16 protein-coding genes are annotated in these 21,581 nt (G+C 67.0%); 3 read left to right on the forward strand and 13 right to left on the reverse strand.

Annotation, left to right across the window (positions count from 1 at the left end; translation table 11 throughout):
- The 13 genes from K3A84_RS03290 to K3A84_RS03350 form a co-directional block, all read right to left on the reverse strand.
- Positions 1-441 (reverse strand): hypothetical protein, encoded by a 441-nt coding sequence (locus K3A84_RS03290; RefSeq protein ID WP_225007848.1) that lies wholly within the window; start codon positions 439-441, stop codon positions 1-3.
- Entirely contained in the window at positions 434-1,279 is an 846-nt protein-coding gene (locus K3A84_RS03295; RefSeq protein WP_225007850.1) for an alpha/beta hydrolase, read from the reverse strand. Before K3A84_RS03295 ends, K3A84_RS03290 begins: the two co-directional genes overlap by 8 nt.
- 13 nt (positions 1,280-1,292) lie before the next feature.
- Positions 1,293-2,276 (reverse strand): MBL fold metallo-hydrolase, encoded by a 984-nt coding sequence (locus tag K3A84_RS03300; RefSeq protein ID WP_225007852.1) that lies wholly within the window; start codon positions 2,274-2,276, stop codon positions 1,293-1,295.
- Between the two features lie 14 nt (positions 2,277-2,290).
- A complete protein-coding gene (locus tag K3A84_RS03305; RefSeq protein ID WP_225007853.1) occupies positions 2,291-4,639 on the reverse strand; it encodes a TonB-dependent receptor in 2,349 nt (782 codons plus the stop codon).
- Between the two features lie 68 nt (positions 4,640-4,707).
- The gene (locus K3A84_RS03310) at positions 4,708-5,541 is read right to left on the reverse strand and encodes a fumarylacetoacetate hydrolase family protein (protein ID WP_225007854.1); all 834 of its coding nucleotides are present in this window, start codon (positions 5,539-5,541) and stop codon (positions 4,708-4,710) included.
- A gap of 88 nt (positions 5,542-5,629) precedes the next feature.
- Entirely contained in the window at positions 5,630-6,541 is a 912-nt protein-coding gene (locus K3A84_RS03315) for a VOC family protein (protein ID WP_225007855.1), read from the reverse strand.
- Positions 6,538-6,972 (reverse strand): GlcG/HbpS family heme-binding protein, encoded by a 435-nt coding sequence (locus K3A84_RS03320; RefSeq protein WP_225007858.1) that lies wholly within the window; start codon positions 6,970-6,972, stop codon positions 6,538-6,540. Before K3A84_RS03320 ends, K3A84_RS03315 begins: the two co-directional genes overlap by 4 nt.
- Positions 6,969-8,459 carry a bifunctional 3-(3-hydroxy-phenyl)propionate/3-hydroxycinnamic acid hydroxylase gene (locus K3A84_RS03325; protein WP_225007860.1) on the reverse strand — a complete coding sequence of 497 codons (1,491 nt, stop codon included), beginning with the start codon at positions 8,457-8,459 and terminating at the stop codon, positions 6,969-6,971. The genes K3A84_RS03320 and K3A84_RS03325 overlap by 4 nt, the downstream gene beginning before the upstream one ends.
- Positions 8,459-9,679 carry an amidohydrolase family protein gene (locus K3A84_RS03330; RefSeq protein WP_225007862.1) on the reverse strand — a complete coding sequence of 407 codons (1,221 nt, stop codon included), beginning with the start codon at positions 9,677-9,679 and terminating at the stop codon, positions 8,459-8,461. Before K3A84_RS03330 ends, K3A84_RS03325 begins: the two co-directional genes overlap by 1 nt.
- Before the next feature lie 301 nt (positions 9,680-9,980).
- Positions 9,981-13,406, reverse strand: a complete 3,426-nt coding sequence (locus tag K3A84_RS03335) for a glycosyl hydrolase (RefSeq protein ID WP_225007865.1) — start codon at positions 13,404-13,406, stop codon at positions 9,981-9,983.
- Between the two features lie 41 nt (positions 13,407-13,447).
- Positions 13,448-14,737, reverse strand: coding sequence for an L-rhamnose catabolism isomerase (gene rhaI / locus K3A84_RS03340; RefSeq protein ID WP_225007867.1), 1,290 nt, complete (start codon positions 14,735-14,737; stop codon positions 13,448-13,450).
- Entirely contained in the window at positions 14,734-15,660 is a 927-nt protein-coding gene (locus K3A84_RS03345; protein ID WP_225007869.1) for an alpha/beta hydrolase, read from the reverse strand. Before K3A84_RS03345 ends, rhaI begins: the two co-directional genes overlap by 4 nt.
- Positions 15,661-15,683: 23 nt before the next feature.
- Positions 15,684-17,795: a bifunctional rhamnulose-1-phosphate aldolase/short-chain dehydrogenase gene (locus K3A84_RS03350; protein ID WP_225007871.1), complete on the reverse strand. Its 2,112-nt coding sequence runs from the start codon at positions 17,793-17,795 to the stop codon at positions 15,684-15,686.
- A 122-nt stretch (positions 17,796-17,917) separates the two neighbouring features.
- Between K3A84_RS03350 and K3A84_RS03355 the strand changes: the two genes are divergently transcribed.
- From K3A84_RS03355 to rhaT, 3 genes are read left to right on the forward strand one after another with little or no spacing between them, the layout of a single operon-like run.
- Complete coding sequence (locus K3A84_RS03355; RefSeq protein WP_225007873.1) at positions 17,918-19,330, forward strand: FGGY-family carbohydrate kinase; 1,413 nt, start codon at positions 17,918-17,920, stop codon at positions 19,328-19,330.
- Complete coding sequence (lldD, locus tag K3A84_RS03360) at positions 19,327-20,472, forward strand: FMN-dependent L-lactate dehydrogenase LldD (protein WP_225007874.1); 1,146 nt, start codon at positions 19,327-19,329, stop codon at positions 20,470-20,472. The genes K3A84_RS03355 and lldD overlap by 4 nt, the downstream gene beginning before the upstream one ends.
- Positions 20,473-20,496: 24 nt before the next feature.
- The gene (gene rhaT / locus K3A84_RS03365) at positions 20,497-21,576 is read left to right on the forward strand and encodes an L-rhamnose/proton symporter RhaT (protein WP_225007875.1); all 1,080 of its coding nucleotides are present in this window, start codon (positions 20,497-20,499) and stop codon (positions 21,574-21,576) included.
- Positions 21,577-21,581: the final 5 nt, after the last annotated feature.

A 21,581-nucleotide genomic window follows, 5' to 3' on the forward strand; every position in this document is an offset into this window, starting at 1 on the left:
TCATCCTCTCCTCAGCGCAAGCGCCGTCACGGTCGCGCCGAGCGCGCCGCCATAAGTCAGTTTCATCGCGAAGGCGGGCCAGCCTGCCAGCACCGCCGGACCCAGTGCGCCGATAACGAAGGCAACCATGCCGCCGAAGACCAGTCCGGCCAGCGCCCATGCCAGCGCCGCCAGCACGATGGAGCGCACCGGTCGCGGCGTGCTGCCACGCAACCGCGCCACCTCGGCCCGCGTCACCAGCACCGGCACAAGCGCACTCATCAGCGCCACCGCGCCCGACTGCGGCACGAAATCGAGCGCCAGACCATCAGGCGCGCCCAGCGTCAGCACGCGGCCCGGCAGTCCGAACACCAGCAGGAAGAACGCCAGGCTGAAGCCTGCATTGATGCCTGCGCTCGTCAGCGCCTGCTGCGCCACGAAGCCGCGCGGCAAGTCAGCCACCGCACGCCTCCACGAAGCCGAAGATCTCCTCCGCCAACCGGCAGTCGGACGTGCCGAGGTGCATCGCCATCGAATAATGGTTGTGCCCGCTCGCCATGTATCCGCGCGGCATCGCCCCGTGCCGCGCCAGCCGCGCCTGCATCAGCCCCAGGAACTCGGCCTGAAAACGCGGCGGATCGAACTCGGCGCAGGCCACCAGCAGCGGCAGCGCGGTCTCGACCAGCGCCGCGCGCGGCATCCGCTCTATATAGAGCGCCTGCTCGCCATAATAGGCCACGTCGCGCTCATCGTGCGGGGTGTAGCCATAAAGTCCCGACAGCAGCACCAGCCCCGCCGCCGCAAGATCGGGCCGCAGCTTCAGCGCACCCGCGATATGCACCGCGCCTGCCGACGTGCCCACCAGCACGATCCGCGCCGGATCGCCGCCATGCTGCGCAGCATTTGCGACCAGCCAGTCGAACGCGGCGAGCACGTCCTCCCCGCCCGAAGGCCAGCCAGCATCGGGCACCAGCCGATAGTTCATCACTGCGCCGAGCAATCCTGCCTCGGCCGCCATGCGTCCCACCGCAGCATTCTGCCAGTCGGCCCCGCCCTTGTCCCCCACGCGGAACCCGCCGCCATGCACGAACAGCAGCACCGGCGCGCCCGGCCCCTGCCCGTAAAGATCAAGCCGGTTGCGCGGATGCGCGCCATAGACGCAATCGACCGCGACCGGCACCACCCGATCCGCCAGCGCGCGCTGTTCGTCCTCGAACAAGGCGCGGCACTGCTCGATCACCGCAGGGCCGAGCGTGGTTCCCATGTCCGCGATCGTGGTGCGGGTCCGAGGTGTCGTCATGGCATGTGCTCCGTCAGCGTACGCAACCAAGGTCGAAACTGGACAAGTCCCGCGCGAGGTCAACCGTCCCCGCAAATCGCGTCGCGATCCCCTGGCGCAACGCCGGCTCCGACTGCGCCAGCGGCCCCGGCGGAATGGCGAAGTGCGTCAGCACCACGCGGCTGACCCCGGCCTCGCCTGCGATCTTGCCAACTTCTTCGGGCCGCAGGTGATGCGTTGCGAGATGGCGCTCCATATCGGCCAGCATCTCGGGGCTCGCATCCTTGCGCGACTGGCGGATGGCGCCGACGATCCTGTCGAGGTCGATCACTTCGCTCACCAGCAGCGTCGCCCCCTTTGCGAAGGACGCCAGCATGGCGCTCGGGCCGGTATCGCCGGTGTAGACGATGACACGCGAATCCATCGCAAAGCGTATGCTGAACGATTGCGGCGCATTGGCGGTGTGCGGGCCGGCGTGGTCGAAATGCGAATTTGCCGCCACCTTCATCACGAAGGGACCGATCGACTGCTCCGCCCCGTCCGTCAGTTCGACGACCTTGACCTTGTCGGCAGGTTGGGGAGGCAGCGCCCCCAGACCAAACCCGATGGCTGCCGGAGCCGCCATCGAAGCCACGATCCCGTCGACGACGGCCTTCGTTCCCTGTGGTCCATAGATGGTCAGCACGCCGGGAAACTGGTTCATCCAGCGCAAGCCGATCACCGCGGCCAACCCGCCGGTATGGTCGAGATGGTTGTGGCTGATCACCACCGCGTCGATCTGGCCGAGACCGACACCGATCTTGGCCAGTTGGCCAACGGCGCCATCACCCGCGTCGACCAGAACCGCGCGGTCGCCCGCCAGCAGCAGGTTGGCAGGCTCTGACCGATCTGGCGTGGGAACAGGCCCTCCCGCCGTTCCCAGCGTGACCCACCGAAAGGTGGGGCACGCCGGTACTTCGGCGGCAGATGCGGACGTGATGGTCGAACTGGCCAGCGCCAGCCCGATCATCGAACGCATCACGCCCGGCATCATCAGAACTTCGTTTCGAGGCTGGCCCCGAAAGTCCGCTCGGCTTCGCGGGTGCGCCAGTTGACGTAGCCGCCGTTGGTGAACGGCAGGCTGATCACCGCCGCGTTGAAGTCCTGCTTGAACAGGTTGCGCACGAATGCGCCAACGCGCCAGCGGTCGTTGATCGTGCCAAGGCCGATGTTGCCGTTGACGATCGCATAGCCATCCTGGCGCTGGTTGGGATCGCCCACCGCATAGGACACGTCGCTGCGCAGCGAGGTGTTGACCGCGAAATCGACCTTCAGCGTATCGTTGATCGGTCGCTCGTACGACATACCGAACGTGACCGCGTGCTTGGGCGCGCCCGGCAGGGCCTCACCCTTGGCCTGGTACAGCGACGTTCCGCTCGAAGCGTCGCACACCGACGAGGCCAGCCCAGAGCGGATCTGGTAGTCGGTGCAGGCCGTCAGGTAGTCGGTGAACTTCGCATCCGAATAGGTGTACGCGACGTTGAACGACAGCGACCGGCTCGGGCGCATCACCAGTTCGACTTCGAAGCCCTTGGCCTCGGCGCCGCCCGCGTTCTCGGTCAGGAATTCCTGCCCGTTGAACACCGAGGTCTGGAGCTGCTTGTACTTGTCCCAGAAGCCATTGACGTTGACCGTCAGCGCGCGATCCAGGAACTGCATCTTCGCGCCCACGGTCACGTCGTCGACCTGCTGCGGCTTCACGTTGCTGCGCGTGCCGGTCAGGCCCGAGAACGTCACCGTCGGCCCGAGGTAACCACGCGCATAAGTCGCGTAGAACAGCAGGTCGCGGCTCGGCTTGAACTCGGCGCCCACGCGGCCCGAAAGCTTGGTCGCCTTGGTCTTGCCGGTGACGAGGTCACGCGTTTCATAAGGCAGCGTGCCCGAAGGGGTGAAACCGTTCGACGGCATCGGCGGGATGAACGGCGCAAGGTCCGGATCCACCGTGCTGTAGTTGTGCGACGTGACGCTGTCATGCGTCAGGCGCAGGCCGCCCAGCAGCGCGAACGTGTCGCTGACGTGGAACTTGCCGTCGACATAGCCCGCTACGCTGTCGGTCTTCGTATCGGTGTGGTTGTAGCCCGCCGTGATCGAGATCGTGGGGAACGCCGAATAGGGCAGCGCCGGGCTGAGCGTCGCGCTCTGGCCAAGGCCGACGCCGGTTTCCTGCCGCGATATGAAGGCACCCGCGATGAATTCCAGCGCCTGGCCGGAAGGCGAGGTCACGCGCAGTTCCTGCGAGTACGAACGGCGCGTCTGGCCCGGATCGCGCGCATAGAACTTCTCGTACGGCAGCCCGTCGATCGAGAACGCGAACGCGCCTTCCTTCTGCTCGCGGAACGCGCTGACCGAGGTCAGCGTGTAGTCGCCCAGCTTCAGATCCGCCTGCAACGACGCGCCGTAATATTCGACCGAGCTGAAGCCCGCGCCATCGTCGATCGACTTGTTGTTGTGCTCGTCGATCTTCACGCCCAGCGCGGCAAGGTTGACGAACGGCAGGCCGACCACGCCACCGGGCGCAGTCAGGTTGGCGTCGAGGTGGTTCAGCGTCCACAGCTGGCCGGGGCCCTCGGTCTTGGTCTTCGAATAGTCGCCGATCACGTAGATCGAGAGCGCGTCGCTCGGCTCCCACCGCAGCTTCACGCGGCCGCCATAGCTTTCCTGACCGCCCCACTTTTCGTTGCGGACGACGTTGTCGACATAGCCGTCGTTGGCGCGGTCGAAGGCATAGACCGCCAGCGCCGCGTTGCCACCCAGCGGCAGGTTGACCGAGCCGTGGATGTCACGCTCGTTGAGCGAGCCGTACGAGCCGAACAGCGAGCCCGAGAACTTGTCGAGGTCCGGGCGCTTGGTGGTGATGTTGATCACGCCCGAAGACGCGTTCTTGCCGAACTGCGTGCCCTGCGGGCCCTTCAGCACTTCGATGCGCTCAAGGTCGCCCAGCGATTGCACCGGGTTGCCGAAGCCGATCACCACGTTGTCGACAACGAGGCCGACCGGCAGTTCGGACGAGCTGGTGAATCCGCCCAGCGTGCCCACGCCGCGGATGCGGAAGCCGGCGTCGTTCGGGGTCTGGCCGAACTGGACCGACGGGAACGAATACTGGATGTTGGTCAGGTCCTTGAACCCGGTGGCCGCCAGCTGCGCGCTGGTCACGGCCGAAACGGCGATCGGCACGTCCTGCAGGCGCTCGGCGCGGCGGGTGGCGGTGACGATGATTTCGCCCGCATTGGCCGGGGCTGCGCTATCGGCCTGCGGCGGCGTGGCCTCCTGCGCAAAGGCGGGCGTGGAAAGCGCGGCAAGGCACAGCCCGCCCAGCAGGGCGGAACGGTTCAATCGGATCATGTCTTCTACTCCCCTAACTTCCAGTTTTGGCCGCGCGCGCCAGTCCCCTGCCCCGCGCGGCAGGTTGTTCAGATTTCGTCGTTGACGGGATTGCTCAGGGTGCCGATCACGCCGACAGAAACGTCCACGCGGTCACCCGCCTTCATGTAGAGCGGGGGCGTGCGCTTGTCTCCGACCCCGCCCGGGGTGCCCGTGGCAATCACGTCGCCCGGGCGCAGCTCGGTGAAGGTCGAACAATATTCGATCACGAAGGCGATATCCCAGATCAGGTCGCTGATCGGCTGGTCCTGCACCACCTGCCCGTTGAGCGTGGTCGTCACGCGCTGGCTGGAAAGGTCACCCACTTCGTCGGGCGTCACCAGGGCCGGGCCGAACGCGCCCGTCGCGGGGAAGTTCTTGCCCGGCGTGAACTGGATGTTGTGGCGCTGCCAATCGCGCACCGAGGCATCGTTGAAGATCGAATAGCCCGCAACATGCTCCATCGCCTTGGCGCGGGGAATGCGGCGGCCGCCCTTGCCGATCACCACGGCCAGTTCGCCTTCATAATCGAAGCGCACCGATTCCTTCGGGCGCAGCAGCGGCTCGCCATCGGCGATCAGCGTGTCGGCCCAACGGGTAAAGATCGCCGGGTGTTCCTTCTGCTCGCGCCCCGTCTCGGCAACGTGCGTGGCATAGTTGAGGCCCACGCACAGGATCTTGTCGGGGTTGGGCACCACCGGCAGCAGGCGCACGTCGGCGCGGGCGTAGGTCGCGGTCGCAGCCAGGGCGGCCAGGTCGCCCGCCAGCGCATCCTTCAGGAACGCCGCCTGCCCTTGTGCGCCCAGATCGTGCACGGTGTCACCGTCGAGGCGACCGAAGCTGGGAACGCCGTCGGGGCGGCGAAAGCTGATGTACTTGCTCATTCTCTTTTCTCCCCGTCGCCTCGTCGTCGCTCCAGCCTTGGTCCCTGCCAGCAGGGCTGCGGCCGTGGCGCCCACAAAGGCGCGTCGATCAAACTTCAATCGTTGCATCCGCCTGCCAGTCGCGGCGGCAGCGGAAGCGCTCCTCGGCCGTGCGCAATCCGGCGAAATCCTTGTCCGAGATGCCCCACTGGTCGATGCGCTGTTCGGGCCAGGTCCAGTCCTCGGGTGCGCCTGCCTGATAGTCGGCGAGCACCTTTTCCACGGCGGTCGAATATTCGATCACCGGGCCGAACGGCGCGATGTAGTAGGCATAGACGTTGTCGCCCGGCCCATGGCGCCCCGGCCCCCATGCGGGAGCAAAGCCGTTGTCGCGCATCCAGCCGATGCCGCGCATCACCGCGTCGAGATCGTCCATCTCGAACGCGATGTGGTTCAGGCTCGAAAACCCGGCGCGCGCGAAGGCGGTCGAATGGTGGCTGTCGTTGCAACGCACGAAGACCATGCCCTTGGTGCGGTCGGAAACGCGGAAATCCAGCACCTCCTCCACCGCATCGCCGCAGGCTTCGGCGTCGGCGGCGTTGAACACCACGTGCGTCAGCTTGACCGGCGAGACGCGCTTGGTCGCCTTGGCGAAGCCTTCGATGGGCGCCACTTCGGTGGTCCCGGTCAGGAAGCGCAGGATCGTGCCTTCGGGCATTTCGACGAGCAGGCCATGCCCCTCGCCCGGATCGCTCGAAACGACCGCCTTGGCGGGCCAGCCCTTGGCCGCAACGCGCGCCTTGAGGCCCGCAAGCTCGTCCTCGCTGCACACGAACGTGGTCGAACGCACGAACTCGTCGTCGGCCGTTTCGAACGCGACGAGGTAGGGGAACGTGCCCGTACCGCGCAGGTAGTGCGTGTCCCCGCGCTGCTCGGCAGGGGTCAGTCCCCAGATATCGACCATGAAGGCCGCGGCGGCTGCCGGATCAGGCAGCGCCAGTTCGATGCTGCGCAACTTCATGCGTTGGACTCCGTGTTGAAACCGGCAGCGATCAGCCCCGCCAGCGCGCATTCCTCGTCGCAATCGCCGGTATCGCCGCTGATGCCCACCGCGCCGACGATCGCGCCTTCATGGCGCACCAGCACGCCGCCGGGCGAAAAGGCCACGTCGCCGCCGACCACCGCGGTCACGCTCTGGAAGAACACGGGATTGCCCTTGGCGCGTTCGGCCAGCACACGCGTGCTGTCGCCCATGCCGACCGCGCCCATCGCCTTCGCGCGGGCAATGTCGAAGCGGAACAGGCTCGCGCCGTCCTCGCGCGCGAAGGCAACCGGATGGCCCCCGGCATCGAGCACCACCACCGCCAGCGGCCTGGCCGCGCGTTGCCGCGCTGCATCAAGCGCGCCGACGATGATGGACTGGGCGGCATGAAGGGAGAGGGAGGTGCTCATGCCGCCACCGTCAGGCTGGTTCCGAGCATGGCAGCCCGGGCTTCAAGAAGGGTTTGTGCCTCACCCGTTCCGAACACGTAGTGGTCGGGCCGCACCAGCACGGCGGGAACCCCGCGCGCATCGAGCCACGCCGCCACCGCACCGTTGTCGGGCAGGTCCGCATCACGCTGGAACAGGCGCCAGCCCTGCCCTGCCAGATCGTCGAGCTTGCGGCCGTCGGCCAGCACCGGCTGGATGAAGCGTTCGCCGGCGGACGGCGTGCCCGCCAACACGATCCCGGTCGCAATAGCGGGGATCAGGTCCGCCGCCGTCTCGCCCTGCTTCTGCGCGGCCTGCGCACGAATGGCAGCATCGCGCGCCGCCGCCTTGGCGCGATCAAGCTCGCAGATATAGCGCCCCGCCGCCACCGCCGCGCCGATCACGCCGCGCACGTGCGGATCGCGTTCGGGCTGGTAGGTTTCGAGCAGACTCTCGGGCGCGCCATCGTTCGCCACCGCCGCCATCTTCCACGCAAGGTTCGCCACATCGCGCAGGCCATGGCACATGCCCTGGCCAAAGAACGGCGGGGTCTGGTGCGCGGCATCGCCCGCCAGGAACACGCGGCCCACCTGCCAGCGTTCGGCCACAAGACCGTGGAAGCGATAGGTCGCCGCGCGCACGATCGTGTGCGGCACGTCCTTCATCCACGCGCCCACCAGCGCCGCGACGTTCTCGGGCTGCATCATCACCGCATCGTCTTCGTGCGGCAGCAGCATGAATTCCCAGCGGCGATGGTTGCGCCGCCCCGGCACCACCGTCGCCGGACGCGCAGGATCGCACATCATGACCGACAGGCGCTGCAGGTCGGCATCGGCGGGCACGCCGGTCAGGGCCGGGAACGTCACCGGGCCTTCGACTTCGGCATCGACGACGAGCCATGGCTCCTCGAATTGGAGGTCGTCCAGTTCGACGCCCAGCGCCTTGCGCACAGGGCTGCGCGACCCGTCGCAAGCGATGACCCAGCGCGCCTTTACGTGGCCGTAGGTGTCGTTCGGGTGCGGTTCAGTGCCGTTCAGGTCATAGTGCACCGTGACGCCGTTTTCGTCCTGCTCCAGCCCGGTGAAGGCCGCGCCAAGGCGCAGTTCGATCCGGCCATTGTCGGCAAACGCATCGCGCAAATGCGCTTCAAGTTCAGGCTGATAGAAGAAGTAATCGTTGGCCCAGCCGAACGGACGCGGCTTGCCCACGGTGCCCATGTAGCGGATCACGCCATGGTCCGCGCCGACGTGCAGGTGCCCATCGGTCGCCACCATGTCGCCCTCGACACGGTCGATCACCCCCGCACTCTGGAACAGGCGCATCATCTCGTGGTCGAGGTGCACCGCGCGCGGCAGGGGATAGTGCTCCAGCTCCTTTTCGAGCACGACGACCGACAAACCCTGCTTTCCCAGCAGGTTGGCCGCCATCGCCCCGACCGGACCGCAACCGATGATCGCAACGTCGAACATCAGGCCACCGGAGCCTTGTACAACGCGCCATCCTTCATGATCGCGGCCAGCTTGTCCTTGTCCTGAAGGATCGCGACATCGGCAGTCGGATCGCCATCGACCAGCAGCAAGTCGGCGAGGAAGCCTTCCTTCACCTGCCCGACATCAAGCCCCATCAGCTCCCCGCCCAGCTTCGTCGCCGCACTGAGTGCCTCTGCGGGCGCGTACCCGAAGTGCTCGACGAAGATCTGGAGGTCGCGCGCGTTGCGGCCATTGGGATTGAACGGAAAACCATAGTCGCCACCGATCAGGATCTTCACGCCGCGCGCCTTGAGCGCGGGCACGACCTTCGATTCCAGCGCCATGCGCTCGGTGGCGCTGGCCTTCATGTGGCTCATGTCGATGTGCGGCGGCGGGGTCGCTTCGAGCGTCGCCACCGACACGCCGGGGCTCGGCGCGTAGAAGGTACTGTCCCTGGCCGCGACCATCTGGTCCATCGCCGCCTGATCGGCATACGAGGCATGGTAGATGATCCGCGCCCCGGCCTTCAGCGCCAGTTCGATCGCCTTGGGGTAATAAGCGTGGGTCGCGATCCACAGGCCCGCCTCGCGCGCGGCGGCACCGGCTGCTTCCATCTCTTCGTCGGTATAGAGCACGTCCTTGGCCGAACCCGGCTTCAGCGCGTCCTCGCCCGAAATCACGAGCTTGAGCGAGCGCACACCGCTGTCCTTGCAGTAGGACACGAACTGGCGGATCGCATCCGGGCCACGACCATTGAACACGTCGCCGGTTTCGACGCCTTCCGCGCCTTCGGGGCTGCGTTCGAGGGTCGAGGGGATCAGGCGCGGCCCCGGCGTTTCGCCAGCGTCGATTGCGGCGGCCAGCTCGGGTTCGATGTGATCCCCCAGCGCGCCTGCGGAATAGGCGCTGGTAAAGCCGTGATCGAGCAGCACGCGGGCATTGCGCCACGCGGCAACCTTCAGCTCTTCGGGCGGCAGGATGAACTGGTGGTAGATCTTTTCGACCGACGAGGCCCAGGTGAGGTGCGCGTGGGATTCAACCATGCCCGGCATCAGGGTGCGGCCCGCGCCTTCGATCACGGTGTCGGCCTGTTCGCCGTCGAGCGCGTCGGCGCTGTCGGCCACGCGGGCAATGCGATTGCCATCGACCAGCACCGCGCCGTGCTGCGCGATGAGCTGGATTCCGTCGAAAATGCGAACGTCGCGGAAAAGGGTCCGCATGTGTCTCTCCCTGTCGAGGCGTGAAGCCCTTGCGCTTGGGTTTGACCGATTTTGACTGCCGGGTAAAATATTGATTGGTTATCGTTCCATAGGATGAGGATATGGATTTCGTTGTTCTGGGCCACCCCGCTGCGACTAGCACTTGCTACGCACGCGCAAGGCTCGCTGCCCCTCCCAGGGGAGATCGTTATTCCTTCCCCCCCTCCCGCAAGCGGGAGGGGCTGGGGGTGGGCCTTGCACAACAAAGCGCCGCCGGAGTTTCCCCCGGCGGCGCCTGTCGTTCAGCACTGAAAGGCTGGCGTTACTTCGCCTGACCCAACAGCGTGACCGGCCCGATCAGGCCCGAAGGCCGCAGCGGGGCGTCGGCCTTGTAAGTGGGGATGGCGGTCCAGGTGACCTTGGTCGCGCCCGGCTGGGCATCGCCGATCAGGCGGTTGACCCACAGGTTGGCGACCTTGACCTGAAGCGTGTTGGCCCCCTTCTTCACCGCGCCTGCGATGTCCACGCGATAGGGCTTGTGCCAGGCATAGCCCACGTCCTTGCCGTTGACGGACACGGCAGCGATTTCACCCACTTCGCCCAGATCGAGCCACAGCGGCGCGCCCGGCTTCACCCCCTTGGGCAACGTGAAGCTGCGGGTGTAGGTGGCAAGGCCGGAGAAGTACTTTACCCCGGCATCGGCGCTTTCGTTGAGCGGCTTGAGCATGGGCAGGTCGACCGAAGCGGGCGCGCCGCGACCGGCTTCGAAGCCGACCTTCCATGCGCCGTCGAGCGTGCCCACCGGAACCGGCGCCAGCTGCTTGATCGCCATGGCATCGGCCTGCGCGGCCTTGCGGAACACGACGAAGACCGAGTCCTCGCCCGCCAGCGTCATCGGCACCACCGTTTCGCCGCCCACGATGCGATAGGACACCGCCTCGGTGCGGCCGGTATCGGCGTGCCACAGCTCGGGCTGCTTGCCGGTGACGCGGAAGTGCGCCTCGAAGGTTTCGGCACCCTGCTTGCGGTTGTTCACGAACCACGCGTGGCCATCGGCCAGCTGGCGGTGGACGAACAGCACCTCGGCATCCTTGCTCGCGCCGTCCATGCGGAAATCGGGCGCGACGCCGGCCCCTGCCAGCGCGGCGTCGATGTCTCTGCTGGCGATCACCTGCCCCGCGCCGAGCTTCGTCACCGCGGCACCGGCCCACAGCTTGCCGGTCAGCGCCTTGAACGCCGCCGCATCGTCGTTGAGGCTGGGCGAACCTTCGGGGGCCATGCCGACCACGGTCGCGCCCGCTTCGACCAGCGCGGCGAGGCGTTGCAGCGTCGGCAGCGTCATCTTGCGCGACGAGCCGCCGAGGTAGAGCGCCTTGTACCGCGCACCGCCCTTGGCGACGACTTCGCCGTCGTGCACGTCGAGCGCTTCGAACAGCGCATCGCGGTTGACGAAGTCGTAGGCGTGGACCTTGGGCGCATCGGCAACGCGCGCCTGCCCGTAAAGCCCGGTGATCGGCGCCTCCTCGCCATAGAAGTAGCCGACATCGGCCACGTTGCGCCCCGCCTGCAGCAGCAGCGAGGAGCGCGCCATGTAGTCCACCCACGGGCGCGCCAGCTCGGCCCAGGCTTCGTGCCGGTTGAAGAACTGGCCGAAGATCATCAGCGAAAGGCCGGGCTTCTTGTCGTCGACCGGCTGGTGGACCGAGGTGTGGACCACCGGGCGGTTGACGCCGCTGGCGAATTCGAGATCGATGATCCGGCGCAGCTCGTTCGGCGCATAGGCCCAGGGCGCGAGCGCCGAGGTCATCGATTCCGCCGCGACGAGGTTCTGGCCGTAAATGTGCGCGGTGGACGCCGCGCCCTTCATGTCCGCGATGTAGCTGGGGTTCGGCCCGGCCTTGCGCGAATAGGTCCACAGCGCCGACATCGGAACGTCGGCGTGGGCACGCATGGCGATATCGTCGCCCAGCGACGGACGGTTGTCCTCCAGCGCCTCGCCATAGACTTTCAGGCCGTTTTCGTGCGCGACCTTGGCAACGGTGCCGTAGTGTTCGGAGGCCATCAGGTCGGCCAGCGTCTGGCGATAGTCGCGCAGGAAGGCGTCGGACTGCGCGCGGCTGCCGATCAGCGTGCCGGTGAGCGCGGGGAACCACGGCGTCGGGTCATACCCGCGCAGGCGCTTGAACTGGGCGACCATCTTCGGCGTCCAGTTGGCCGCGCCGACTTCGATGGAATCGGTCAGCAGCGCGCGCACGCCGCGCTGGCCCACCAACTCCGGCCCGGCGGCGTCCTTGTACATGCCGAGGTAGTGTTCGAGGTAACCGCGCACCGCCGCGCCATCGAACTTGTCGACTTCAAGCCCCGTCGCTTCGGGCGGCGCCGGGTGGTTGGTGGTGCCGAGCAGGCTGGCGCCGAGGCGGATCACCTTCCAGCGGCCCTTGGGCGGGGTCCAGTCGAGCGTGCCGTCGGCCTTCATTTGGGCGGTCAGGTCGATGACCCTGGCCGGGTCCGCCCCGACAGTTGCGGCATCGGGGGTGCCCAGCGCATAGTAGTCGCGCTCGATGGCGAAGCCCGCTTTCGCTTCGTACTGATCGACCAGCGCCTCGCCCGACAGTGTGAACTGCTTGATCTCGAACGGCGCCTTCGCGCCTGCAGCCATCATCGCGAGGAAGCCGCTGTCGGTATCGACACCGGGTGCAGGATCGCCAAGGTTCGAACCGCGGAACGGCGCGGGCACCAGCACGACACGAAACGCGCGTGCGGTGACGGCGGGGAAACCGATGGTACTCGGCGCGGCCGTGATCGGGAAATCGGCGATCTTGCGCCAGGTCTTGCCGTCGCCGCTTGCTTCAAGCCGCGGCTCGACCGTGGCGCCCGAGAATATCCCCTTCGCGCCGGGAATGAACAGCGTGGCCGAGCGGATGGTCTGCGGCTTGGCATAGCTGGCGACGAGCGTGGTCGGCGCCTCGGCAGGCCCGCGCGGCACGGTCACGCCGGTAGTCAGGCTGGCGTCCGAGAGCAGCTTTGCGTCAAGCGGCTTGCCGTCCGGCCCGGCATAGGCGGGCGTCAGGTCGGCCGGCGCGAGGTCGGGCACCGCCAGCACGGCGATATCAGCATAACGTTCAGGCGCAACGAAGCCGTGTTCGCCCGAAAGCTTGGCGATCGGATCGTCGAGCGCCATGTCCTGAAACGGCCCGGTGACCTGCGGCGGCTGCGGCAGCTTGCCGGCAAAGCGCTTGCCGCCGGTGACCAGCGTTTCGCTCCACACCACCTTCTTGAGGCCGTCCTCGGGCTTCACCCAGGGGCCGCCGGTTTCCGACCAGCCAGGCGAAGCCGCGATGGCGAGTTCGAGGCCCAGCCGATCGGCCTCGGCGGCGGCGAAACGGAAGGCGTCCTTCCATTCAGGCGTCATGTAGACCAGCCGGTGATCGACGATCTGCGGCGTGGCGAGCCCGGCATCAAAGTTCTGCAGGCCGCCCAGCCCCACGCGCTTCATCCACGCCAGATCCTTGGCGATGCCGTCCTTTGAAATGTTGCCGTTCATCCAGTGCCACCAGACGCGCGGACGCGCGTCCATCGGCGGGTCCTGGAACTGCTGGTCAAGGCTGGGCGCGGCGTTCACCGGCTCGACCGGCATTGGATAGACGGGGGGCTGCGGCGGGGGCGATGTGTCCGCCATGGCGAATGGGGTGAGCAGCGTGGTGCTGGCAAGGACGGTTGCGACCCGAAGGCCCCGGCGAAGGTTCATGCTGCTCACTCCCGATATTTCGTTGTTCTGGTTCGATTATCTCAGACGATGCCCGCGCCGAGGCCGACGGCCTTGCGTTCCTGCGCCTTGCGGCCGCGGTACTGGCTGAGGCGGTAGGCTTCGAGCACGTCGATCGCGCCGCCCGCTTCCATGCGCGCCTTGGCAAGGATCGGCGCGACGTCGAGGTTGTAGGCCCGGCGCAGCGCCTGGAAGGCCATCATCGTGTCGTTGGCTTCCTGCGCGCCGTGCAGCGCGGCGCGGTCGACCAGCTGTGCCTTGGCGAAGCACTGGGCGATCGTCTCGGCGGACGAGAGCATGGATTCGATCGGGTCGGTCACGTTGTGCGACTGGTCGATCATGTAGCTGGGGTTGAAACCATCACGCGGGTTCAACTCGGCCTCGATCAGTTCGTTGAACACGAGGAACAGCTGGTGCGGGTTGATCGAGCCCGAATCGAGGTCGTCGTCGCCGTACTTGCTGTCGTTGAAGTGGAAGCCGCCCAGCTTGCCGAAGCGGTGGAGGCGCGCGACGATCTGCTCGATGTTGACGTTGGGTGCATGGTGGCCAAGGTCGACGAGGCACTTGGCCTTGGGGCCGAGTTCCTGCGCGGCGAGGATCGAGGAACCCCAGTCGCTGATCACGGTCGAATAAAACGCCGGTTCGAACATCTTGTGTTCGAGCAGCATCCGCCAGTCGTCGGGCAGCGCGGCGTAGATCTGTGCCGCGCCTTCGAGATAGCGGTCGAGGCTGCGGGCAAAGTCCTGCTGGCCGGGGAAGTTGGTGCCATCGCCCACCCACACGGTCAGGTCGGTCGAGCCGAGCTGCTGGCCGATCTCGATGCATTCGATGTTGTGGTCCACCGCCTGCTGGCGCGTGGCGGCATCCTGCGCCGACAGCGAGCCATTGGCGTAAGTATGCGCCTGCCCCTGCTGGTCCTGGAAAGTGTTCGAATTGACCGCGTCGAAACCGAGGCCGAGGCTGGCGGCCTCATCGCGCAAGGCCTTGTAGTCGCTCACCTTGTCCCAAGGGAAGTGGGGCGAAACGCGCGGGGTGACGCGCGAAAGCTGCTGGATGACCGCGCAGTCTTCCAGCTTTTCGTGGATGTTGGTGGGCTCGCCCGCAATCGGGAACTTGGCGAAGCGCGTGCCGCCACGGCCTGCACCCCACGAGGGCACGGCGACCGAGAAACCAGCGACCTTGGCCTTGATCGCATCGATGTCGATGCCGGTGCGCGCCAGCTTGCGGCCCAGCGCGGCGTAATCGTCTTCCAGCGCATCGAGGTGCGCGGCGTTGCGCTCTGCGATCAGGTCTGCGGAAATGGGAAGGGTCACTTGCTGTCCTTTCGCGCGAGGAAGCCCTGCATCGAGAGCCACGCGGTGAATTGGTCAATCAGGAGAGTGGTGGTCGTGCCGGGAATGCCAAGGCCGAAGCCGTGGTCGCCCCGCTGGTAGCCGTGGATTTCCACCGGGCGCTTGGCGGCGAGCCAGGCCTGGGCGATCGGGAAGCCCTTGCTGGGGAACAGGCTGTCGTCGAGCGCGATGGCATCGAACATCGGCGGCGCATCGGCGGATACGGGTTCGGCATCCTGCGGTCCGTAGATGTAGCCGAGGAAAGCCGGGCGCGAGGGCGTGTCGGCATCGAGGCCCACCCGGCGCGTGGTCATGGCGCCTGCCGAAAAGCCCATCATGCCGACGCGCGCGGGATCGATCCCGTATTGCGCGGCATGAGCGCGCACCCACGCCACCGCGGCCTTGCCGTCTGCGGGCGCGGACGACTTGCCCAGCAGGTCGCCGGTCATCGGGTGGCCCAGTTCGCTTTGCAACGCCGCGCCCATGAACTTGCCCGCTTCGGCCTCGTCCTTGGGCGTGGGGTTGAGGCGGTACTTGAGCACGAAGGCGGCAATGCCGCGATCGGCCAGTGCGCGCGCCACGTTCCAGCCTTCGTGGTCCATGGCGAGCAGCATGAACGCCCCGCCCGGCGCGACCACCACCGCCGCGCCCGTGGCCTTGGCCGGATCGGGCAGGACCGGGGTGATCGTGGGCCGGGTGACATTGCGGACGGCAAGGTCGCGGCCTGCGAACTTGATCCACTGTTCACTGGCAGCGCTGCCGGGGGTCTTGTCGCCATAGAGCGCAATCGCACCGGGTTCGGCCGGAGCGGTGGCGGGTTCCGACGGCGGCGGCCCGCCTTGCGCGAAGGCAGGCGCGGCCACGGCCAGGGTCACGGCAAGCAGAACGGCTTTTCTTGTTTTCATTGCCTTATCCTCTCCCATCGGCGTCAGCGCGTGAAGGCCTGCACGTTGCCTGCATCGACGTTGATCATGTTGCCGGTCGACTTGGCCGAGGCTTCCGAACCCAGCCAGTAGGCGGCTTCGGCGATGTCCTCGGGCAGCACATCGCGCTTGAGCATCGAGCGGTTGCGGTAGTGCGCTTCGAGTTCGTCGCCCGCGTCGATGCCGTTCGACGCCGCGCGCTCCTTGCGCCAGTCGCCGTCCCAGATCTTGCTGCCACGGATCACCGCGTCGGGGTTCACGACATTGACGCGGATGCCTTCGGGCGCGCCTTCGAGCGCAAGACAGCGTGCGAGGTGGTTGGCCGCCGCCTTGGCCGAGGCATAGGCAGAGGCGCCTGCGGCCGCCGCGACGGCGTTCTTCGAGCCGATGAACACTACCGAGGAACCACCCTGTTCCTTCATCCGCTTGAGCAGCGGCCAGGCCGCGCGGGCGGTCAGGAAATAGCCCTGCGCCAGCACGTCGTAGTTCCTGTTCCACAGGTCGAGCGTGGTCTGCTCGATCGGCGCGGACGAAGCGATGCCCGCATTGGCGACGAGCACATCCAGTCCGCCGAATTCGCGCGCGGTGTATTCGAACGCGGCGGCGACCTGCGCTTCATCGGTCACGTCGCAGGCAACCGCGCGGACCACGTCCTTGCCAAACTGCTTCGCAAACCCGGCGCGCACTTCTTCGGCAGCGGTGGCGTCACGATCGGCAAGCACCACGCAGGCCCCTTCGCGCAGGAAGCGCGCGGCGGTGGCGGCGCCGATGCCGCCGGCGCCGCCGGTGACGAGCGCGATCTTGCCGACCATCGGCTTGGGCGCAGGCATGCGCTGGAGCTTGGCTTCTTCCAGCAGCCAGTATTCGATGTCGAAGGCTTCCTGCTCATCGAGCGCGATATAGTCGCCGATAGCCTCGGCCCCGCGCATCACGTTGATCGCGTTGCCGTAGAATTCTCCGGCAAGGCGCGCGGTGGTCTTGTCGGTGGCGAAGGTGATGCGACCGACGCCCGGGACCAGCACGACGACCGGGTTGGAATCGCGCATCGCCGGGCTGTTGGCGCGCTTGCAGCGCTCGTAATAGGCCGCATAGAGATCACGATAGGCGGCGACCTGCTCGGCGAGGTAGGCGTCGTCGGTCAGGCGCGCGGGGTCGAGCGTCAGCGGCGCGATCTTGGTGCGCAGGAAGTGGTCGGGGCACGAGGTGCCAAGCGCGGCAAGGCGTTCGAACTCGACCGAGCCGGTGAATTCCAGCGCCTCGGCATCGTCCGAATAGTGGCCGAGCTTGCGGCGCGCGCCCGTCATGAAGCCGCGCAGGCGGGGCATGAGGTCTGCCACGATCGCGGCGCGATCGGGGTTCGGGGCGACCTTCTGGCCACCGAACGCGGGCTTTTCGCCCAGCTTGGCGTTGAGGTAATTGGCGGCGTCCGCGATCAGCGCGACGGTGTGGTCATAGCAGGCCTTGGCGCTATCGGCCCAGCAGATGATGCCGTGGCCTGCCAGCATGACGCCTTCGACGCCCGGATTGGCGGCGACGAAATCGCGCAGCATCACGCCCAGCGTGTAGCCCGGGCGCTTCCACGGCAGCCAGCCGATCTTGCCGCCCCAAATTTCCTGCGTGGCCGCTTCCCCGCCCGACGAGGCGGCGAGCGCGATGATCGCGTCGGGGTGGACGTGATCGACATGCGCGAAGGGCAGCAGCGAGTGCAGCGGGGTGTCGATGCTGGCCGCGCGGGCATTCAGGTTGAAAGTGCAGTGCGGCAGGTAGCCGACCATCTTGTCGTCATCGTCCGGCCCGCCATAGTGCGCTTCGAGGCCGAGCAGCTTCGACTGGTAAAGCGTGGCGAAGCCATCGAGCTTAATCGAGCCGATGTCGCCGCCCGAGCCCTTGACCCACAGCACTTCGACGCTTTCGCCGGTCAGCGGATCGATCTCCGCCAGCTTGGCCGAGGTGTTGCCGCCGCCGAAGTTGGTGACGGTGAGGTCCGAGCCGAGCAGGTTCGAGCGATAGAGCAGCAGTTCGGCCGGGCTGAGCGTGGCGGCGACCGAGTCGTTCCAGCGGCTGGTGGGCACGGCGAAGGGGATCGCGGCTACGGAAATCTGCGTCTGGGCGTTCATGGCATCCCTTTGGGTCGTCAGGCCGGCATTGCGCCGTTCGGAAGGGGTGCTAACATTTCTACTGGAAATGATCAACATTGATTGTTATTGATCATTTCAACGCAGAAACACGGGAGAGCGGCGTGCCAACGGGCACCACCATCGTCATCGATCTGGGCAAGACGCTCAGCAAGGTCAGCCTCTGGGATCTGGACGGACGCATGATCGACCGGCAGGTGCGGCCCAACGCGCCCATCGAGGTCGACGGCGTGCGCCGTCTCGATGCGGGCGGCACGGCGCAATGGCTGCTCGAAACGCTGTCGCGCTATGCCGATCATCCGATTCGCACGATCGTGCCGGTGGGCCATGGCGCGGCAGTCTGCGCGCTGGCCAAAAGCGATAAGGGCGACCACCTCGCCTTCCCGCCGCTCGATTACGAACAGGTTCTGCCCGACGACGTGCTGGCGGAATACCGCGCGGCACGCGATCCTTTTACCGTTACCGGCTCACCCGCCCTGCCCGCAGGCCTCAACTTCGGCGCGCAACTGTTCTGGATGGAGCGGCTGTATCCCGAGGTCATGGCCCGCGCGACGCTGGTGCCATGGGCGCAATACTGGGCGTTCTTCCTGACCGGCCGCGCGGTCAGCGAAGTGACCAGCCTTGGCTGCCATTCCGACCTGTGGTGCCCGCAAGCCGCGGACTTCTCGCCGCTGGCCAAGCGCATGGGTTGGGCTGAAAAGCTGCTGCCGGTGGTGCGCGCGGGCGACGTGGTCGGCACGCTGACCGCCGATGTCGCCGCCGCGACCGGTCTATCGCCAGAGGTGCAGGTGCTGGCAGGCCTCCACGATTCCAATGCCGCCCTGCTCGCCGCGCGCGGCTTTGCCGAGATCGCCGACAACGAAGCGACCGTGCTCTCGACCGGCACATGGTTCATCGCCATGCGCCTGCCCGCGCAGCCCGTGGAAACCGCGCTGCTGCCAGAAGCGCGCGATTGCCTCGTCAACGTCGATGCCTATGGCCGCCCGGTGCCGTCCGCGCGCTTCATGGGCGGCCGCGAGATCGAGACTCTGATCGAGATCGACACCCGTCGCGTCGATATCAAGCCCGACCAGCCCGCGCTGCTCGCTGCCGTGCCCGAAGTGCTGAAGCAGGGCCGCATGATCCTGCCCACGCTATGCGGCGGGTGCGGCCCCTACCCCGCTTCCACCTTCGCGTGGATCAACCGGCCCGACGACTGGTACGAACGCCGCGCGCTCGCCTGCCTCTATGCCGCGCTGGTGGCCGATACCGCACTCGACCTGATCGGCTCCGCCGAACGCATCCTCGTCGAAGGGCGCTTTGCCGAAGCCGAAGTCTTCGTTCGCGCGCTCGCCGCGTTGCGCCCGGATTGCGAGGTCTTTACCGCCAACGCGCACAACGACGTCTCGTTCGGTGCGCTGCGACTGATCGATCCCGGCCTCAAGCCGCAGGACGAACTGGTGCGCGTGGCTCCGCTCGACGCCGATCTCGACACCTATCGCAGCCGCTGGAAGGCTGAAGTGGAGGCCCTTGCATGATCGCCGCGTCGATCCCCGATTACCGCGAACTCGCCCGCCGCCGCCTGCCGCGCTTCCTGTTCGACTACATCGACGGCGGCTCCTATGCCGAAGTCACGCTGCGGCGGAACATCGCCGATCTTGAGGACATCGCCTTGCGCCAGCGCGTGCTGCGCGATGTGTCGAACCTAGACCTTTCGACCGAGTTGTTCGGCCAAAAGCAGGCCCTGCCGGTGGCGCTCGCCCCGATCGGGCTGGCCGGCATGAACGCGCGGCGCGGCGAATGCCAGGCGGTGCGCGCGGCAGAAACGGCGGGGATTCCTTTCACGTTGTCCACCGTGTCGGCCTGTTCGATGGCCGAAGTCGCCAAGGCCGCCAGCCGTCCGTTCTGGTTCCAGCTCTACATGATCCGCGACCGCGGCTTCATCCGCGAACTGTTGCAGGAAGCGGTGGAGCTGAAGTGTTCCACACTGATCTTCACCGTCGACATGCCGGTGCCGGGCAGCCGTTACCGCGACTACCATTCGGGGCTTGCCGGTGCGCCGGGCCTCAAGGGCGCGATGCGCCGCGCGTTGCAGGGCGCGATGAAGCCCGACTGGGCGTGGGACGTCGGCGTGATGGGCCGCCCCCATGGGCTGGGCAACGTCGCGCGCAAGCTGCAGGGCAAGACCGGGATCGAGGACTTCTTCGCGTGGATGCGCGAGAACTTCGACAGCTCGATCTCGTGGGCGGACCTCGATTTCATCCGCTCGGAATGGAAGGGGCCGCTGGTGATCAAGGGCCTGCTCGACCCCGAGGATGCCAAGGAAGCCGCCGCGATCGGCGCGGACGGCATCGTCGTGTCCAACCACGGCGGGCGGCAATTGGACGGCGTGCTGTCCTCGGCGCAGGCGCTGCCGCCGATCGTCGATGCGGTGGGCGACAAGCTGACCGTGCTGGCCGACGGCGGCGTGCGCTCCGGGCTCGACGTGCTGCGGATGCTGGCACTGGGTGCCAAGGGCGTGCTGCTGGGCCGGGCATGGGCCTTCGCGCTCGCCGCGCGCGGACAGGCAGGCGTCGAACACATGCTCAAGCTGATCGAAGCCGAAATGCGCGTCGCCATGACGCTCACCGGGGTCGGCTCCATCGGCGAGATCGACCGCTCGATCCTCGCCAACCGATAAGAACGACAAGAAGGGATTGGATTGATGGGCGGGAACCCGGTTCTGGGCGTGCTATTCCACTGGATCGGGGGCTTCTCCTCGGCCAGTTTCTATGTGCCCTACAAGCGCATTCAGCGCTGGTCATGGGAAGTGTTCTGGCTGGCCGGTGGCCTCTTTTCGTGGCTGATCGCGCCGTGGATCTTCGCGTCGCTGCGCACCGAGGATCTGCTGGGCGTTCTCTCCGCCGCGCCGCGTAACACCTTGGCATGGTGCTGGTTCTGGGGCGCCATGTGGGGCTTTGGCGGGCTGACCTTCGGCCTGACCATGCGCTATCTCGGCCTGTCGCTGGGCATGGCGGTCGCGCTGGGGCTGACCACCGTGATCGGCACCATGGGACCACCGATCTTCCACGGCACGATCGGCGAGATCGCGGCCAAGACCAGCGGGCAACTGACCCTGCTCGGCATCCTGATCACGCTTGTCGGCATCGTCGTAGTGGCGCGCGCGGGCAGCGCCAAGGAGAAGGACCTGGGCGGCAAGGCGTCGGAAGGCGTGGCCGAGTTCAACTTGCGCAAGGGCCTGCTGATCGCGGTGTTTTCGGGCTGCATGTCGGGCTGCTTTGCCTGGGGCCTCGATGCCGGCCAGCCGATCCGCGACCTGACGCTGGCCGCCGGGACCGACCCGTTGAGCCAGGGGCTTCCGGTGCTGTGCGTGGTGCTTGCGGGCGGCCTCACCACCAACCTGCTGTGGTGCGCCTGGCTGATCCGCAAGAACCGCAGCTTCGGCCAGTTCTTCGGCGCGGTATCCGATCCCGAAAATGGCGGCCGCGCACCGCTGCTCACCAACTGGCTGCTGGCCGCGCTGGGCGGCACGCTGTGGTATGGCCAGTTCTTCTTCTACACGATGGGCGAAAGCCAGATGGGGCGCTTCGGCTTCTCGTCGTGGACGCTGCACATGGCCTCGATCATCCTGTTCTCGACGCTGTGGGGCTTCGCGCTCAAGGAATGGAAGGGCGCCGCCCCGCGCACCCGCGCGCTGGTGTGGACCGGCATCGGCCTGCTGGTGGGCGCGACCGTGGTGATCGGCGCGGGCAACATGCTCGATGCTGCGGTTACCTCCGGTTGAGGACC

This window comes from Novosphingobium percolationis, from assembly GCF_020179425.1.
GTDB classification, from domain to species: Bacteria; Pseudomonadota; Alphaproteobacteria; order Sphingomonadales; family Sphingomonadaceae; genus Novosphingobium; species Novosphingobium percolationis.